17 protein-coding genes are annotated in these 16,991 nt (G+C 39.8%); 15 read left to right on the forward strand and 2 right to left on the reverse strand.

What is annotated here, in order from left to right:
• Nucleotides 1–250 precede the first annotated feature (250 nt).
• Nucleotides 251–1,282, forward strand: a complete 1,032-nt coding sequence (gene hemE / locus G9H60_RS01975; RefSeq protein ID WP_223142446.1) for a uroporphyrinogen decarboxylase — start codon at nt 251–253, stop codon at nt 1,280–1,282.
• Between the two features lie 155 nt (nt 1,283–1,437).
• On the opposite strand, the gene guaB is transcribed toward hemE, so the two are convergent.
• Nucleotides 1,438–2,907 carry an IMP dehydrogenase gene (gene guaB / locus G9H60_RS01980; RefSeq protein WP_223142447.1) on the reverse strand — a complete coding sequence of 490 codons (1,470 nt, stop codon included), beginning with the start codon at nt 2,905–2,907 and terminating at the stop codon, nt 1,438–1,440.
• A 195-nt stretch (nt 2,908–3,102) separates the two neighbouring features.
• Between guaB and G9H60_RS01985 the strand changes: the two genes are divergently transcribed.
• From G9H60_RS01985 to G9H60_RS02050, 14 genes are all read left to right on the forward strand, one after another.
• Nucleotides 3,103–4,008, forward strand: coding sequence for an FAD:protein FMN transferase (locus G9H60_RS01985; RefSeq protein ID WP_223142448.1), 906 nt, complete (start codon nt 3,103–3,105; stop codon nt 4,006–4,008).
• A gap of 13 nt (nt 4,009–4,021) precedes the next feature.
• Nucleotides 4,022–4,984: a formylglycine-generating enzyme family protein gene (locus G9H60_RS01990; RefSeq protein ID WP_223142449.1), complete on the forward strand. Its 963-nt coding sequence runs from the start codon at nt 4,022–4,024 to the stop codon at nt 4,982–4,984.
• A gap of 25 nt (nt 4,985–5,009) precedes the next feature.
• Nucleotides 5,010–6,359: a Gfo/Idh/MocA family protein gene (locus G9H60_RS01995; RefSeq protein WP_223142450.1), complete on the forward strand. Its 1,350-nt coding sequence runs from the start codon at nt 5,010–5,012 to the stop codon at nt 6,357–6,359.
• A 65-nt stretch (nt 6,360–6,424) separates the two neighbouring features.
• Nucleotides 6,425–6,793 (forward strand): NADH-quinone oxidoreductase subunit A, encoded by a 369-nt coding sequence (locus tag G9H60_RS02000; RefSeq protein ID WP_109322263.1) that lies wholly within the window; start codon nt 6,425–6,427, stop codon nt 6,791–6,793.
• Nucleotides 6,794–6,842: 49 nt separating this feature from the next.
• Nucleotides 6,843–7,391, forward strand: a complete 549-nt coding sequence (locus G9H60_RS02005; RefSeq protein WP_129026350.1) for an NADH-quinone oxidoreductase subunit B — start codon at nt 6,843–6,845, stop codon at nt 7,389–7,391.
• A gap of 11 nt (nt 7,392–7,402) precedes the next feature.
• Nucleotides 7,403–7,912: an NADH-quinone oxidoreductase subunit C gene (locus G9H60_RS02010; protein WP_223142451.1), complete on the forward strand. Its 510-nt coding sequence runs from the start codon at nt 7,403–7,405 to the stop codon at nt 7,910–7,912.
• 21 nt (nt 7,913–7,933) lie between these two features.
• Nucleotides 7,934–9,169 carry an NADH-quinone oxidoreductase subunit D gene (locus G9H60_RS02015; protein WP_223142452.1) on the forward strand — a complete coding sequence of 412 codons (1,236 nt, stop codon included), beginning with the start codon at nt 7,934–7,936 and terminating at the stop codon, nt 9,167–9,169.
• Nucleotides 9,170–9,172: 3 nt separating this feature from the next.
• Nucleotides 9,173–9,667 carry an NADH-quinone oxidoreductase subunit NuoE family protein gene (locus G9H60_RS02020; protein ID WP_223142453.1) on the forward strand — a complete coding sequence of 165 codons (495 nt, stop codon included), beginning with the start codon at nt 9,173–9,175 and terminating at the stop codon, nt 9,665–9,667.
• A gap of 6 nt (nt 9,668–9,673) precedes the next feature.
• Nucleotides 9,674–11,014: an NADH-quinone oxidoreductase subunit NuoF gene (gene nuoF / locus G9H60_RS02025; protein ID WP_223142454.1), complete on the forward strand. Its 1,341-nt coding sequence runs from the start codon at nt 9,674–9,676 to the stop codon at nt 11,012–11,014.
• A gap of 2 nt (nt 11,015–11,016) precedes the next feature.
• Entirely contained in the window at nt 11,017–12,177 is a 1,161-nt protein-coding gene (locus G9H60_RS02030; RefSeq protein ID WP_223142455.1) for a glycosyltransferase, read from the forward strand.
• Between the two features lie 40 nt (nt 12,178–12,217).
• Entirely contained in the window at nt 12,218–13,249 is a 1,032-nt protein-coding gene (locus G9H60_RS02035; protein ID WP_223142456.1) for a 2Fe-2S iron-sulfur cluster-binding protein, read from the forward strand.
• A gap of 2 nt (nt 13,250–13,251) precedes the next feature.
• A complete protein-coding gene (nuoH, locus tag G9H60_RS02040; RefSeq protein WP_223142457.1) occupies nt 13,252–14,376 on the forward strand; it encodes an NADH-quinone oxidoreductase subunit NuoH in 1,125 nt (374 codons plus the stop codon).
• A 4-nt stretch (nt 14,377–14,380) separates the two neighbouring features.
• Nucleotides 14,381–14,899, forward strand: coding sequence for a NuoI/complex I 23 kDa subunit family protein (locus G9H60_RS02045; protein ID WP_223142458.1), 519 nt, complete (start codon nt 14,381–14,383; stop codon nt 14,897–14,899).
• A gap of 8 nt (nt 14,900–14,907) precedes the next feature.
• On the forward strand, nt 14,908–15,423 hold the full coding sequence (locus tag G9H60_RS02050) for an NADH-quinone oxidoreductase subunit J family protein (RefSeq protein ID WP_223142459.1): 516 nt from the start codon (nt 14,908–14,910) through the stop codon (nt 15,421–15,423).
• Nucleotides 15,424–15,577: 154 nt separating this feature from the next.
• Here the strand turns inward: G9H60_RS02050 and G9H60_RS02055 are convergent, their stop codons facing one another.
• Complete coding sequence (locus G9H60_RS02055; RefSeq protein WP_223142460.1) at nt 15,578–16,990, reverse strand: glycosyltransferase family 2 protein; 1,413 nt, start codon at nt 16,988–16,990, stop codon at nt 15,578–15,580.
• Nucleotide 16,991 lies beyond the last annotated feature (1 nt).

Below are 16,991 nucleotides of genomic sequence, written 5' to 3' on the forward strand. Positions count from 1 at the left end.
CTATAAATTCCTTGAGAAAGTTCTTCTAAAACTTGTTGTTTGAAACTTTCACTGTAACGATAAATCCTCTTAATTTTAAGCATAAGTATTCAGTTTATAACTGTCTACTTTTTTCAGGACGGTACAGTAGAATGAAGAATGTAGAATTTGGAGCAACATCTCTCAAACATAATTAAGTTTCTTTTTTCATTTACCATTCACCATTCACAATTTATCATTTCTTGACTACCTTTGTGGCTTGATTAAGCATATGGAAGTTTTACAAAATGATCGCCTAATTAGGGCTGCGAAAGGTTTACCAGTTGATCGAATCCCTGTATGGGTGATGCGTCAAGCAGGAAGGATTTTACCTGAATACCGTGAAGTGAGAGCTAAAGCTGGTTCTTTCATTGGTTTGGCTACGCATCCTGAATGGGCAGCCGAAGTTACTATTCAGCCGGTGGATCGTTTTGATGTGGATGCTGCTATTATATTTTCTGATATATTGGTTGTTCCTGAAGCCATGGGTTTGCCCTATGTGATGGAAGAGCAAAAAGGACCACTTTTCCCTCAGGTTATTCGTTCACAAGCGGATGTTGATGCTTTAAAAACAGCAGTTCCTGAAGAGGATTTGGCCTATGTATTAGATGCTATCAAAATTGTCAAGCGGGATTTATCAGGTAAAATTCCGTTAATTGGTTTCGCAGGAGCGCCATTTACCATCTTCTGCTATATGGTAGAGGGGAAGGGATCTAAAACTTTTTCTCAAGCGAAGAAAATGCTTTATGCTGAACCTACATTGGCTCATGCTTTATTGCAAAAAATCACCGATTCGACTATTGCCTACTTAAAAGCTCAGGTTGCTGTGGGAGCTAATTTAATTCAAGTTTTTGATTCTTGGGCAGGGATATTGTCGCCATCACAATACAGTACTTTTTCTACTCCTTATCTTAAGCAAATTTGTGATGCATTGACAGATGTACCAGTCACTTTATTTGCCAAAGGAGCATTTTTTGCTAGAGAGGAAATGGCGCAATTAAATTGTGCAACCATCGGTTTGGATTGGAATATGGATATTCAAGAATCAAGACGTTTAGTTGGTTCAAATAAAACACTACAAGGTAATTTAGATCCTTGTGCCTTATATGGAGATTTTAAAACGGTAGAAACTGAGACGAAGAAAATGATTGATCAATTCGGAACTCAGCGCTATATTGCTAATTTAGGTCATGGTGTATATCCTGACATTCATCCAGATAAGGTGAAGTGTTTTGTGGATACCGTGCATAATTATCCTGTATAAGTCATTGAATTTTGGATTAACTTAAAAAGGCTCAGGGTTTAAACCCTGAGCCTTTTTGATTATCAATATCTTGGACAATATGTCCTGAATTTCATTCGTTTTTGCAACGCTGTCAAGGTTTCAAACCTTGACAGCGTTAAAGCAAACTGGTATTTTTACTTAGCACTATAGTTAGGTGCCTCCTTGGAAATACTAACATCATGTGGGTGACTTTCTTTCACTCCAGCAGAAGTGATTTTTACAAATTTAGCTTGTTGCATATCTGTGATGGTTCCAGCTCCACAATAGCCCATTCCAGCTTTCAAACCACCCACCATTTGGTATAGGATTTCAGTAACGGAACCTTTGAATGGCACTCGTCCAACGATTCCTTCTGGTACTAATTTTTTAATATCATCTTCCGCATCTTGGAAATAACGGTCCTTTGATCCATCTTCCATGGCTTCTAATGAACCCATTCCGCGATACGACTTGAATTTACGTCCTTCCAAAATGATCATTTCTCCCGGAGCCTCATCTGTACCAGCTAATAAAGAACCAATCATCACCGTGCTAGCTCCACCTGCAATAGCTTTGGCAATATCTCCAGAAAAACGAATACCTCCATCGGCAATTAATGGAACATTGTAAGGTTCTAATGCTTTTGCTGCTTCATAAACTGCGGTTAATTGAGGCATTCCCACACCGGCAATGATACGTGTAGTACAAATACTTCCAGGTCCTACACCTACTTTTACGGCATCAGCACCTGCTTCCGCCAAAGCTTTAGCAGCTTCACCAGTGGCAATATTACCAACGATAACATCTAGGCTTGGGTATGAAGTTTTCACTGCTTTTAAAGCGTCAATCACTCCTTTGGAATGTCCATGAGCTGTATCAATACTAATTACATCGACTCCCACTTGTACCAATGCTTGTACACGATCTAATAAATCAGGTGTAACACCTACTGCTGCCCCAACACGTAAGCGCCCTAAAGAATCTTTGGAAGCTAAGGGGTGGCTTTTGCGTTTTAAAATATCTTTATACGTAATTAATCCAATCAAACGACCATTCTTGTCGATGATCGGTAATTTCTCAATTTTATGTTCTTGAAGAATACTTTCCGCTGCCTCCATGCTAATCCCCTCATTGGCAGTAATCAAATTTACCTTAGTCATGATTTCGTGCACCGGTCTTGCCGTTTCTTTTTGGAAACGTAAATCACGGTTAGTCAAAATTCCCACTAAAATTCCTTGAGTATCTATTACAGGAATTCCACCTATTTTAAACTCCTTCATGATGCGCTGTGCGTCACCTAAAGTCTGAGTATCATGTAAAGTGATAGGATCAATGATCATACCTGATTCAGAGCGTTTTACTTTACGGACTTGTGCCGCTTGCTGCTGAATAGTCATGTTTTTGTGAATGATTCCAATTCCTCCTTCTTGAGCCAAAGCAATAGCTAAATCAGCTTCTGTTACCGTGTCCATGGCGGCAGAAACTATGGGAATGTTCAAACTGATGTTTTTGGTCAGTCGAGTTTGAGTCTTCACATCACGTGGTAAGACTTCAGAATAGGCAGGAAGCAACAGGACGTCGTCGTAGGTAAGTGCTTCGAAAAGGAATTTGGATGAATCAAGCATGGCAAATAAATTGAGTGGGAATTGGATTTATCGGATGAAGGCGAACCGTACCCTTATTTGCCGGACAAAATTACAATAATTTTTCGTAATATTTGAATGATGAATAAAAAATCCCTTATCATCACGGTTTGCTTCATTTGTTGTAGCTTTTTAATACAAGCCCAATGGACGAAATACCGTTTTGAAACCGCCCGAATGGGTTCTCCCTTTCGCATCATTATTTCATGCCAGGATTCTACAGGTTTATCAAAAACCATTCAAAAGGCCCAAGAATTAGCGTGGAATTTAGAAATGCAATTGAGTGATTATCAGGTCAATTCGGACCTGAGTCAGGTAAACCAAAGGGCGGGTTCTGGTCAATTCTATCCCATTCAAGAACCTTTTCGAGCCATTATAAAAGAATCTTTGTTGGCCTATCAATTTTCAGGAGGCGACCTCAATATTTTTATGGGTAAATTGGTGGCTGAATGGAGAATTGCACGTAATACGCGTGTCATGCCAGATAGCACTTTACTACAAAAATGGGTTAAAGCTTTGCAAAGTCCTTGCTTGGAATTTAATTCAGATAGTAGCGCCATTCGTTTAATCAATTCGGATTGCCAAATGGATGTGGGGTCAATTGGTAAAGGATTTGTTGCTCAACGAGTTTTGGATTATTTAGTGAAATCAGGATATCCATACGCTTTAGTGGATGCAGGAGGAAAGATTAGTGCCAGCCAAGTGAATCCTCAAGGTGATGCCTGGAAAGTGGCATTGGAATTTCCTAACTCCAAGAAAATATCCACGGATTATATAGGCATCAAACACCAATCCATTGCTAGTTCGGGTAAGACATACCAACAAGTTGATATTCATGGGAAAAAATATTCCCATGTACTTGATCCCAAAACAGGTATTGGTTTAGAACATGCTCGTTCGGCTACAGCCATTGCAAACGAAGGAGCCAGAGCAGATTGGATAGCTACAGCTGCCACCATCATGGAAATAGATGAAATTAAAGTCTTGCTTCAAAGCTTTCCACAGGTACAGGTGCTTGTATGGGAATACCAAAATGGGGAATTGGAAATATTATTGAATCATGGTATCTTGAAAGTCGATTAGAATTAATACAAGAATGAATAGAAAAATACAAGTAATAGTACTGGCCTTGAGTGTAGGGATTTGTCAAATTGGATTAGGTCAGCAATTGAAATCTTACCGCCAAATCATTCCTAATTCTACCGTTGCTTTTGATATGAAGGCTATTCCTGCCGGAACATTAGTTTTAGGAAGCCCTAGTTCTGAAGTAAGTAGAAATGCCGATGAGGGTCCTCAGCAAAAAATGAATGTAGAGGCTTTTTGGATGGGAAAGACCGAAGTTACTTATGATGAATATCAATTGTTTTTTGAGGAAGATCGTGATCCTGCACCTAAACCAGCCAAAGAAGGTCCTGATGCCATTACCCGTCCTAGTCCTCCTTACATCGATTTTACCCTAGGCATGGGAAAAGTTGGAGGTTTTCCTGCCAACTCCATGCAGCATTTTGCTGCCCTCATGTATTGTAAATGGTTATATGCCAAAACCCAAATTTTTTACCGTTTGCCTACCGAAGCAGAATGGGAATATGCTTGTAGGGCCGGAGGAAAAGGAGCTTATTCTTCTCTCGCTGCGAATGAAAAATTAGAAGATTATGCTTGGATTGCTACCAATTCAGGAGACAAATACCATCTGGTAGCTCAGAAAAAACCCAATGCTTGGGGATTGTATGATATGTTGGGGAATGTTCACGAATGGGTATTGGATCATTATGAGCCAACCTATTCTGCTAATAAACAAGCTCATCAAGCACTCTTTAAAGACAAATATGCGGATGCGGTTGTAAGAGGGGGGAGTTATCGAGATGAAGCTAACATGGCCAGAAGTGCCAGTCGTATGGCCGCTGACCCTGTTTGGAATAGAAGAGATCCGCAGGAACCGAAAAGTAAATGGTGGAACGCTGATGCGCCATTCGTAGGGTTTCGTATCATGCGACCTGTAAAACAACCTAGTCCTGAAGAAGTTCGGGCTTTTTTTGATAAGTATTTAAAAGATTATTAACCTTCAAAATATATACCTAAATAACATGAAAAATTCACGTAGAGAATTTATAGTGCAGTCGAGCCTAGGCGCGGGAGCAATGATAGCTGCTCCGCTACTTGCTCAAGCAAAGCCAGGAGTCAGTTTCAGCCAGAGTAATGTGGGTGATACCTTAAAAGTAGCCTTGATTGGTTGCGGAGGTCGAGGAACAGGAGCTATTATTCAAGCTTTGAGTACCAAAGAAAATATCCAATTGGTGGCCATGGCAGATGCCTTCAAAGATCGTTTGGATGATTGCTATAAAAGTGTGATGAATTCTAGAGCCAAAGATACTTCAGCAAAAGCCGTACCGGTGAATCAGAAAGTCAATGTTTCTGAGGATCATAAATTTGTAGGTTTTGATGGCTACAAACAAGCAATGGCTCTTGCAGATGTGGTGATCTTAACAACTCCTCCGGGTTTCCGTCCTTACCATTTTGAGGAGGCGGTACGACAAGGAAAGCAGATTTTCATGGAAAAGCCGGTAGCCACAGATCCAGCAGGTATCCAACGGGTTTTGGCCGCTGCTAAAATTGCTAAAGAGAAAAAGTTGAATGTGGTAGTAGGTTTACAACGTCATTATCAGAATTCCTACCGTGATTTAATGAAACGTGTGCAAGATGGCCAAATCGGCGATGTTGTTTCCGCTTCATGCTGGTGGAATAATGATGGGGTTTGGGTAAAGCCACGTAAAGAGGGACAAACTGAAATGGAATATCAAATGAGAAACTGGTATTATTTCAATTGGATTTGTGGTGATCATATAACGGAACAACATATTCACAACATCGATGTAATTAACTGGGCGAAAAACGGATATCCAGTTAGAGCAAGAGGTACAGGTGGAAGAGAAGTTAGAAAAGGGAAAGACTACGGTGAAATCTTTGATCACCATATTGTAGAATTTGAATATGCGGATGGAACTATCTTGAATAGTCAATGCCGTCATATTCCAGGAACATGGACTAAAGTTGATGAGCATTTGATTGGAACCAAAGGAAAGATACTTTTTGATTCAGCTAAAATTTTGGATTTGAAAGGGAATGTGAATTACGCTTTTGACAAAAAGACAAAAGAGAATAATCCATATCAAACTGAGCATGATGAATTGTGGGCTACTGTAGCCGCGGGAGAATACAAATTTGCTGATGCAGAAAATGGGGCATATTCTACTATGACTTCTATTTTAGGAAGGATGGCAACCTATTCTGGACAGGTTATCGAATGGGACAAAGCGATTAACTCGGGGATCAATATCGCACCAAGTCGATTTGCTTGGGATGCAGATATGCCATTGAAGCCAGATGCGAATGGTTTGTACCCAGTAGCAGTGCCAGGAAAAACCAAGTATTTTTAATGAAATAATCTTCAAAATTAGATTTTAGTGAGTAAATTGCCGCTTCAAATTTAGCGAAGTACAAGATGAACTATCAACCTCAAGATTTTTTACCCATTTTCGTTCAATTAGCGGCGGCTTTGGCTTTTATCGTATTGGTCATGGTGCTGACTCATGCTTTGGGTCCTAAGCGCCACTCTGCGAAAAAAGATGATTCTTTTGAGTGCGGTATTGAATCCATCGGAGATGCACGTACACCTATTTCGGTGAAGTATTTCTTGGTGGCTATTTTGTTTGTATTGTTTGATTTGGAGATTGTATTTATGTACCCTTGGGCAGTGAATTTCAAGCAATTGGCATGGAACGGTTTTTATGAAATGATCGTATTCATGGGCTTGTTATTGGCTGGATTTATCTACGTAATTAAAAAAGGTATTTTAACCTGGGAAAAATAAACTTTTAGCTTTTTGCTTGGTTTATTTCTAATAGAAAAGAAGATTATATATGAGTGATGCAAAAATTAATATCGTAGAAGCGCCGGCAGGTTTAGAGGGTCAGGGATTTTTTGCTACCAGTTTAGATTCATTAGTAGGGATGGCTAGGGCGAATTCGCTCTGGCCATTGCCTTTTGCTACATCTTGCTGTGGTATTGAATTCATGTCAACCATGGCTTCTCACTATGACATTGGTCGTTTTGGTGCAGAACGTTTAAGTTTTTCTGCTCGCCAGGCCGACGTATTGATGGTGATGGGTACGATAGCTAAGAAAATGGCTCCTGTAGTAAAGCAAGTCTATTTGCAGATGGCTGAGCCTCGTTGGGTTCTATCTGTAGGTGCATGTGCTTGCTCTGGGGGAATTTTTGACACCTACTCTGTATTACAAGGGATTGATCGTGTCATTCCTGTTGATGTATATGTGCCAGGATGTCCTCCGCGTCCAGAGCAAATTTTGGATGGTTTTATGCAAATTCAAGAGCTGGCAAAAAATGAGTCTATTCGTCGTAGAAACCAACCAGAGTATAAAGCTTTGTTGGAATCTTATGGTATTGAATAAGTAAATCGAGCATGGAAAACGTGAGTAATCAACAAATTATAGAGGCCTTACAGGGGCAATTCGGTGAAGAGGCCATTTATGGAATCGCTGAATCCCATGGTATCTTACAAGTCACCACTGAAGTGGAACACATCGTTCCGATGCTTCATTTTCTTTACCAACATCCGGTATTGAAGTTTCAATTTTTGACGGATTTAGGTGGAATTCATTTCCCTGAGGCAAAAGGGCAAGAATTGGGAGTGATTTATCATTTGCACAGCTTAGAGAATAATGTGCGCTTGTGGATCAAAATTTATGTTCCTATTGAAAAGCCAGAAGTTCCGACTGTAACAGGTTTGTTTGCTACCGCCAACTGGATGGAACGCGAAGCTTTTGATTTTTATGGCATTATTTTTGAAGGTCACCCAAATTTGATCCGTATTTTAAACGTAGAGGACATGGATTACCATCCAATGCGTAAGGAATACCCCTTGGAGGATGCCACCCGTCACGATAAAATAGATGAATTATTTGGTAGATAATCTACCTTCAACGAGCGAAACATGTCTGAAGTAGCATTAGTAAATAACCCCAATGTAGGTCTGGATAAGACGCCTAAGAGTGGTCCTTATGTGAACGAGTTGACCACCCTAAACTTAGGGCCTACACACCCAGCCACACATGGTATTTTTCAAAATATCTTGACGATGGACGGGGAAACCATTGTGGATGCAGAACAAACGGTGGGATATATTCACCGTGCATTTGAAAAAATTGCGGAACGTCGTCCATTCTATCAAATTACCACATTAACTGACCGTATGAATTACTGTTCAGCACCTATCAACAATATGGGCTGGCACATGACGGTAGAGAAATTATTAGGAATCGAAGTTCCTAAACGTGCACAATACATCCGTGTTATCATGATGGAATTGGCTCGTTTGGCCGATCATATTATTTGTAATTCCATTCTAGCCGTAGATACAGGAGCTTTAACTGGTTTCTTGTATGTATACCAATGGAGGGAATTTATATATGAAATTTACGAGGAACTTTGTGGGGCTCGTTTAACCACAAACATGGGTCGTTTTGGTGGTATGGAAAGGGATTTAAGCCCAGTAGCCATCGAGAAAATCAAGAAGTTATTAGCAGAGTTGCCAGCAGCTTTGAAAGAATTTGAAAGTATGGTGGTTCGTAACCGTATTTTCATGGATCGTACACAAAACGTAGGAGCTATTTCTGCAGAACGGGCATTGAACTATGGTTTTACAGGACCTAATTTACGTGCAGCGGGTGTGGATTATGATGTTCGTTCATTAAATCCATATTCATCGTATGAAGATTTTGATTTTGAAATTCCAGTAGGAACTAAAGGAGATACTTACGATCGTTTTTTAGTACGTGAAGAAGAAATGTGGCAGAGTTTACGCATCATTCAGCAAGCCATGGATAATTTGCCAACCGGTCCTTATCATGCTGATGCACCACACTACTATTTGCCACCTAAGCAAGAAGTTTACCGCAACATGGAAGCGTTAATTTACCATTTCAAAATTGTGATGGGAGAAATTGATGCCCCAGTGGGTGAGGTTTACCACTCCGTAGAGGGAGGTAATGGAGAATTAGGATTCTATTTGGTTTCGGATGGAGGACGTACACCGTATCGTTTAAAATTCCGTAGACCTGGATATATATATTACCAAGCATTCCCAGAGATGATCAAAGGTTCGACTTTATCTGATGCCATTGTGACGATGTCATCGATGAACGTGATTGCAGGTGAGTTAGATACATAATACATGGAAGGTAAGAATAACATAATTTTTCCAGCAGAAACGCTGGATCTAGTGAAGAAAATCATCGCTCGTTACCCTGAAGGGAAACAGAAATCGGCACTTTTGCCCATTTTACATTTAGCTCAGGCGGAGTGGAAATGGTGTAGTCCAGAAGTGATGGATTATGTGGCTTCCTTATTGTCCATTAAGCCTATTGAGGTATATGAAGTGGCTAGTTTTTATACCATGTTCCATTTGGAACCGGTAGGAGAGCATGTCATTGAATATTGTCGGACTGGCCCTTGCTGCTTGATGGGTGGAGTAGAAGTTTATGACCACTTGAAAAAACGTTTGGGTGTAGAAACAGGCGGAACTTCCGCAGATGGCAAGTTCACGGTGAAAGAAGTAGAGTGTTTGGCCGCTTGTGGTTGGGGACCTGTATTTCAGATTCGTGAGAAGTTTTACATGCACTTGACCAAAGAGAAGGTAGATCAAATCATTGATGAATTAGGAAAATAAGCGAGGATGAAGATATTAACCGAACATATTGAGGTACCAGGAATAGAAACGATTGATGTATATCGTAAGCATGGTGGGTACCAAGCGGTAGAAAAAGCATTGAAAAAAATGACTCCTGATGAAGTTACTGAAGAAGTAAAAAAATCAGGTTTGCGTGGTCGTGGAGGAGCTGGGTTTCCAGTGGGTATGAAGTGGTCATTTTTGGCTAAACCAGAAGGTGTACCTCGTTATTTGGTATGTAATGCCGATGAATCTGAACCGGGTACCTTCAAGGATCATTATTTGATGTGGAAATCTCCTCATACCTTGATTGAAGGTATGATTGTTTCCAGCTTTGCATTAGGAGCAAATACATCTTATATCTACGTTCGTGGAGAGCTGATGTATGTGATCCATATTTTAGAAAAAGCCATCCAAGAAGCTTATGATAAAGGTTTGTTGGGTAAAAATATTTTAGGCTCAGGCTATGATTTGGACTTATATGTTCAATCAGGTGGCGGGGCTTATATCTGTGGTGAGGAAACTGCCTTGTTGGAATCTTTGGAAGGGAAACGAGGTAATCCTCGTAATAAACCTCCATTCCCAGCTGTAAAAGGTCTATGGCAATGCCCTACCGTAGTAAATAATGTAGAATCTATTGCTGCTACTTCATGGATTGTGAATAATGGAGGTGACGCCTATGCGCAAATTGGTGTAGGAAGAAGTACTGGTACGAAATTGATTTCAGCTTCAGGGCATATTCGTAAGCCGGGGGTTTATGAAATTCCTTTAGGAATTACCGTAGAGGATTTTATCTATTCCGATGAATGGTGCGGTGGTATTCGAGAGGGGCATAAATTGAAAGCGGTAGTAGCTGGAGGTTCTTCAGTACCTATTTTACCTGCCGAGATGATTTTAACTACCGCTACAGGTGAAAAGCGCTTGATGACCTATGAGTCATTGTCCGACGGAGGTTTTGCTACAGGAACCATGTTAGGGTCAGGAGGATTTATCGTGATGGATGAAACCACCTGTATCGTCCATAATACTTTAACCTTTGCTCGTTTTTACCACCATGAATCCTGTGGACAATGTTCACCTTGTAGAGAAGGTACAGGTTGGATGGATAAAGTGATTAAGCGTATTGAATTAGGCCAAGGCCGAAAAGAAGATATTGATTTGTTAGTAGATGTAGCTAAGAAAATTGAAGGAAATACGATTTGTCCATTAGGAGATGCAGCCGCATGGCCAGTATCTGCTGCGATTCGTCATTTTAGAGATGAGTTTGAATGGCATATAGAACATCCTGAATTAGCGACTCAACCCGGTGCTGTTTACATGCGTCCAGGTGCTAGCTGGTCTAACTAAAGATGGGAGCCAAAATTCTTTTTGTTGGGCATGATGCCAACCGTGCTGGTGCACAATTGGTATTATTACATTGGCTTAAGGAAAATGCGGCGAACGGAAATAAAGGCTATTTGCTCTTAGAAAAAGGGGGGGATTTACTCGCTAGCTACCGTAAATATGCGGAAGTGTGGGTTTGGAGAAGAGAGCATAACAAGTCTAGAAATATATTTAAGAAAATACCTTTTCTCAAAAGAGAGGAAAGTTCACCAGATCGGGAACCCAACAAAGCAGAAGTTCAAAAGATGCTGAGCGAATTTCGCCAGCAGCATTTTGATTTGATTTTAGGAAATACAGTAGCTTCATTATCCTTAATGCAACAATTATCTTCCTTGAAAGTAGCTTTTGGTGCTTATGTGCATGAATTGAAGTTTTCTTGCGAGACCTATGCCTCGGAAAAAGATATGCTGTTTTTGGTACAGAAAGTGAAGCATGTTTATGCGGTTTCAGAGCAAGTGAAGCTATTATTGAAGGAGAAATACGAAATTCCAAGCGAAAAATTGGCCCTATTGCCACCGGTTGCAGAATTAGCGAAAGCTAAATCTAGTTCTTCTGAGCAAGTTCGGGAACAATTGAATATCCCTGCCTCCAGCCCAATAGTTTTAGGCTGTGGATTGGCAGAATGGAGAAAAGGAACAGATGTGTTTATTCGAGTTGCCAGACAGGTAATTCGATTGAAACCTGAGGTTCATTTTATCTGGTTAGGAATGGGTGATAACCTGTATTCAGCGGAGCTGATCGAAGAGAAAGAGAAATGGGATGTAGGTGCACAAGTGCATTTGATTCCTGCCAAAGCAGATACCAAAGCTTATTTTGAGGCCATGGATTTGTTTTTCCTTTCTTCTCGCGAAGATCCTTTTCCTTTGGTCATGCTAGAAGCTGGGCACCAAGCAAAACCTGTATTAGGTTTTCAGGAAAGTGGAGGTATTGCCGACTTCACCCAAGGTTTATCGGGTTTGTTAGTCGATTACATGGATGAGGGCCAAATGGTTGATTTAATCATTCATTGGCTGAATGCACCCGAGACTGATCGAATAGACATAGGTGAAAAATTGAAAATTAGATCTACCCAGTATACCGTAAAAGCCTTTATGGAACGTTGGGCAGCATTAGAAAAAGATCTTTAATTGAACATAGATCAAGGGCCTAAACCCTTAAAAATAGAAAATGAAAGTAACAATTGATAACATCACGTTAGAGGTAGAACCAGGTACTACCATCATGCAGGCAGCAAGGATGATTGGTCCGGAGATTGCTCCGCCTGCTATGTGTTACTATGAGCCATTGAAAGGAACTGGTGGTAAATGCCGCGGTTGCTTGGTGAAAGTAACGGCTGGTTCTGAAAAAGATCCTCGTCCTATGCCTAAATTAGTTCCTTCTTGTATTACTACAGTTCAAGATGGTATGATCGTAGAAAATACCATCAATGAGCAGGTATTGGAAACGAGAAAAGGCATAGTGGAGTTTTTGTTGTTAAATCACCCATTGGATTGCCCTGTTTGTGATCAAGCAGGAGAGTGTCATTTACAAGACTTCTCATTTGAGCACGGTGTTTCTTCCACGCGTACGGTTGAAGATAGAAATACCTTTGAACCTGTCGATTTAGGTCCTTACATCAAACTAAACATGAATCGTTGTATTCTATGTTACCGTTGTGTGTATGCAGCAGATCAATTGACTGAAGGCCGTGTTCATGGTGTCATGCACCGTGGTGACCATGCAGAGATTAGTACATACATCGAGAAAGCTATTGACAATGATTTCTCTGGTAACATAATCGATGTTTGTCCAGTAGGAGCATTGACCGATAGAACTTACCGTTTCAAGAGTCGTGTATGGTTCTCTAAACCAGAAGAGGCACATTGTGATTGCGATAAATGCTCTGGAAAGGTGACTTTATGGTATCGTGGAGATGAAGTAATCCGCGTAACAGGACGTAAGAACGAGTGGGGTGAGGTGAAGGAATTCATTTGCAATACCTGTCGTTTTGAACGTAAGAAAACTTCAGATTGGGTGATTGAGGGTCCTACTAAAATTGCGCGTCATTCGGTTATTTCAGCCAACAAATATGGAGCTAATTTGATTAATCCATCTTTCCCAATCAAACAAGCAGCTTTGGCCTACAAGCCAATTGATGATGATCGTGATCGTAGTTTTTTACCTGCAAGAAAGAGTCTTCCAAGTTCAGAAAAGAAATAAATATGGAATTAATTACAACTGTTTTTATAGCAAAAGCCATCATCGTAGGAGTCGTATTTGCGATTACTTTAGGGGTTGCTGCTTATTCAACTTATTTTGAACGAAAGATTGCTGCATTTATGCAGGACCGTATTGGTCCAGACCGTGCCGGCCCATTTGGTATTTTGCAGCCATTGGCCGATGCCGTAAAAATGTTCATGAAGGAAGATTTTATTCCTGCCAATTCCAACAAATGGTTATTCATTGCAGGTCCATGTTTATCCATGTTAACCGCCTTGATGACTTCGGCAGTTGTGCCGTTTGGAGATAGTGTGACCATTGGAGGAGCTACCTTTGATTTACAAGGTATTGATGTGAACATCGGTATTTTGTGGGTATTCGGTATTGTTTCTTTGGGTGTATATGGCATCATGATTGGTGGTTGGGCTTCCAACAATAAATTCGCTCTTTTAGGGGCTATTCGTGCTGCTTCACAAAACATTTCTTACGAATTAGCCATGGGTATGGCCATCATCACGATTTTGATGATTACAGGATCATTATCCACGAAAGAGATTGTTGAGGTGCAACAAAATGGTCATTGGAATATATTTTATCAGCCATTAGGCTTCATTATTTTCATCATTTGTGCCTTTGCAGAATGTAATCGTACTCCTTTTGATTTACCAGAATGTGAGACAGAATTAATTGGTGGTTATCATACTGAGTATTCTTCGATGAAATTGGGTTTTTACCTATTTGCCGAATACATCAATATGTTCATTTCAGGAGCAGTGATGGCCACTTTGTATTTTGGAGGTTATGATTATCCAGGTGTTGATTTTGTAACTCAGCAATTTGGAAGTAATGTAGCTAGCTTTGTAGGCGTAGGTGCTTTGATAGGCAAATCATTAGGCTTTGTATTCGTATTCATGTGGGTACGTTGGACCATCCCAAGATTCCGTTATGACCAATTGATGAACTTAGGCTGGACAGGCTTAATTCCTTTGGCTATGTACAACGTGGTTGTAACAGGTTTCGGAATTTTAGTGGGTAAACCATTCATGGTATCCATCGCTGGATTGGTTCTATTAATCGCGGCATTGTTCGTGTATGATCAATTATTAGTAAAGAAAAAAATAGCTTAGGTATATGAAATTAAGCAATAAAACCAAGGTGTTGGAGCAAGGGGAAATGACCCTGGCTGAGCGCATGTACTTACCTGCCATCGTTGGAGGTATGGCCACTACCTTAAAACACTTCTTTTCGAAGCCAGTGACCATCCGTTATCCTGAGCAAACGCGCTATTTAGGTCCAGTTTACCGTGGCCAACATATTTTAAAGCGTGACGAAGCAGGAGCGGAGCGTTGTACAGCTTGTGGCCTTTGCGCCGTGGCTTGTCCAGCAGAAGCTATTTCCATGGTAGCAGAGGAAAGAAAAGCAGGAGAAGAAACCTTATACCGTGAAGAGAAATACGCCAAGGTATATGAAATCAATATGTTGCGTTGTATTTTCTGCGGCCTTTGCGAAGAAGCTTGTCCGAAAGAGGCTATTTTCTTACAACACGACAAGATGGTACCCGTATTCCACCAACGTGATGAAGTCATTTGGGGTAAAGATAAATTAGTTGAAAAAATGGATCATCGCTATCTACGCGATGGTTGGAAATAAATTGACGTATGGAGATTTCTAATATTTGGTACTTTTTATCGGCCTTGACTTTATTGAGTGCTTTGATGGTGATTATGTCTAAAAATCCCATCCACAGCGTGCTGTATTTAGTGTTTACTTTTTTCTGTATTTCAGCTCATTATGTGTTGTTGAATGCTCAGTTTTTAATGGCTGTAAACATCATCGTTTATGCTGGAGCTATTATGGTATTGTTCTTATTTGTGATCATGATGTTTGATCTTAAGAAAAATATACCTGAGTCCAAGAGTTCATTAACTAAATTGGCAGGTTCAGTTGTTGCAGGTACTTTATTGGTTATTTTGATAGCGATTGTTCGTAAAAATAATATTCCAGCACCTTTAGGGGATAAGTTTAATTCACAAACTGGTATGGTAGAAAACCTAGGACAAGTTCTCTATGGAGAGTTTTTACTACCATTTGAATTGGTTTCTATCTTGTTCTTTGTTGCCATGGTAGGTGCTGTTCTTTTAGGTAAAAGAGAAGCAGGAGAGAGAAATTTCTAAGATAAAATCTTGTTGCCTTGATCATTAGGCAAATGTTGAAAAAAAGGCCAAAGGAATTATTCTTTGGCCTTTTTTTGTTCAAACTTTAGGTCAATACTTTATTACGTAATTGGGTTAGGAACCCTACTTATGAAATTTACATTTGTGAATCAACTCAATTCAATCCTTTTCTGCTCATATTTCCCCATGATTTATTGCCTTTGAAATAGCTAATATTACCTCGAATAGCCGCATAAATGTTAATAGGGTGATAAATGATGGGTTCAATAAATATCAGTAGCCAGAGTTTAAAGACGGATCCATCTTCTGGATTTCGACTGTATGAATTTTCTTCAAGCAGGAGCGCAATAACTGATAAAATCCAATAAAAAAGTAATGAACATAAGGCTATTAAAAATAGTAATTTCAGATTAACTAATCCTGATATAATCAGTATCAATGTAGCAAAGAAACCAACAAATTGTATGATAAATGAAAACCATTCAATGATATACCAATAGGGGATGGCAAAGAGACCCAATGCTCCATATTTTCCGTTTAAGAGTAAATCTTTGTGTCTGAGTAGTGTATCAATCGCCCCTCGAGTCCACCTATTTCGCTGACCAATTAAGACATTTACATCTTCTGGGACCTCGGTCCAACATAAAGGTTCCGGTACATAGACCACTTTGGATGGTTTATTCTGCTTTTGTTTGTGCTTTCTCATACGCACAATTAGCTCAATGTCTTCACCCACTGTATCCGTTTGATATGCCCCTGATTCAATGAGTACCTTTTTATTGAAAACACCCAATGCTCCAGAAACCAAAATAAGCGAATTGATACTTGACCAGGATAATCTACCAATTGAAAATGCGCGGATGTATTCTAATACCTGTAATTTGGCTAATAAGGATTGAGGTAATTTGACATCTAAAATCCGACCATTAAATATGGTAGAACTATTAGCTACTTTCACGGCTCCACCTACTGCTATAACATCTTTTCCATGAGTAAGAAATGGTCTAGCTAATTTCAAAAGTACATTATTGTCCAAAATACAATCTACATCGATAGTAGCTGTCAATTCAAATTTAGCGACATTAATACCTGCATTTAGTGCATCTGCTTTACCTCCATTTTCTTTATCCACAACAGTTAGTCGGAAATATAAATGGTTTTTTGAACGATAAATCCCTCTAATAGCCTGCGTATTCAGTTTATTTTGCTGGTAAAAATTTACTTTGACAAGATCAAATTCCTCAATGAGCTGTTGCAATGTCTGATCTTTGCTTCCATCATTCACAACAATAACCTCATACAGGTTGTAGTACAGAGAAAGCAGAGATTTTACATTATAATTGATGTTTAATTCTTCATTGTAAGCAGGAGCTATGATGCTAATTCCTGGAACAAGCGGACTTGAAAGAAGCAAACTGTAATCAATGTAGTCGTTTGCCTTTTTGTATTTTTCCATTTCTCCATAGGCACTGTACACCATCCAAACATAGCACAGAACGACAAATAGAGCATAAAATACCATGATGATGGATAATGCGAATAACAAGATGTCCATGAATATTGCCATA

The sequence above is a fragment of the Aquirufa aurantiipilula genome (genome assembly GCF_019923745.1).
Lineage (GTDB): Bacteria > Bacteroidota > Bacteroidia > Cytophagales > Spirosomataceae > Aquirufa > Aquirufa aurantiipilula.

Bases quoted from the DNA above. Each gene is read 5' to 3' on its own strand.
- hemE (WP_223142446.1), top strand. From the start codon at position 251: ATGGAAGTTTTACAAAATGATCGCCTAATTAGGGCTGCGAAAGGTTTA.
- guaB (WP_223142447.1), bottom strand. From the start codon at position 2,907: ATGCTTGATTCATCCAAATTCCTTTTCGAAGCACTTACCTACGACGAC.
- G9H60_RS01985 (WP_223142448.1), top strand. From the start codon at position 3,103: ATGGGTTCTCCCTTTCGCATCATTATTTCATGCCAGGATTCTACAGGT.
- G9H60_RS01990 (WP_223142449.1), top strand. From the start codon at position 4,022: ATGAATAGAAAAATACAAGTAATAGTACTGGCCTTGAGTGTAGGGATT.
- G9H60_RS01995 (WP_223142450.1), top strand. From the start codon at position 5,010: ATGAAAAATTCACGTAGAGAATTTATAGTGCAGTCGAGCCTAGGCGCG.
- G9H60_RS02000 (WP_109322263.1), top strand. From the start codon at position 6,425: ATGAACTATCAACCTCAAGATTTTTTACCCATTTTCGTTCAATTAGCG.
- G9H60_RS02005 (WP_129026350.1), top strand. From the start codon at position 6,843: ATGAGTGATGCAAAAATTAATATCGTAGAAGCGCCGGCAGGTTTAGAG.
- G9H60_RS02010 (WP_223142451.1), top strand. From the start codon at position 7,403: ATGGAAAACGTGAGTAATCAACAAATTATAGAGGCCTTACAGGGGCAA.
- G9H60_RS02015 (WP_223142452.1), top strand. From the start codon at position 7,934: ATGTCTGAAGTAGCATTAGTAAATAACCCCAATGTAGGTCTGGATAAG.
- G9H60_RS02020 (WP_223142453.1), top strand. From the start codon at position 9,173: ATGGAAGGTAAGAATAACATAATTTTTCCAGCAGAAACGCTGGATCTA.
- nuoF (WP_223142454.1), top strand. From the start codon at position 9,674: ATGAAGATATTAACCGAACATATTGAGGTACCAGGAATAGAAACGATT.
- G9H60_RS02030 (WP_223142455.1), top strand. From the start codon at position 11,017: ATGGGAGCCAAAATTCTTTTTGTTGGGCATGATGCCAACCGTGCTGGT.
- G9H60_RS02035 (WP_223142456.1), top strand. From the start codon at position 12,218: ATGAAAGTAACAATTGATAACATCACGTTAGAGGTAGAACCAGGTACT.
- nuoH (WP_223142457.1), top strand. From the start codon at position 13,252: ATGGAATTAATTACAACTGTTTTTATAGCAAAAGCCATCATCGTAGGA.
- G9H60_RS02045 (WP_223142458.1), top strand. From the start codon at position 14,381: ATGAAATTAAGCAATAAAACCAAGGTGTTGGAGCAAGGGGAAATGACC.
- G9H60_RS02050 (WP_223142459.1), top strand. From the start codon at position 14,908: ATGGAGATTTCTAATATTTGGTACTTTTTATCGGCCTTGACTTTATTG.
- G9H60_RS02055 (WP_223142460.1), bottom strand. From the start codon at position 16,990: ATGGCAATATTCATGGACATCTTGTTATTCGCATTATCCATCATCATG.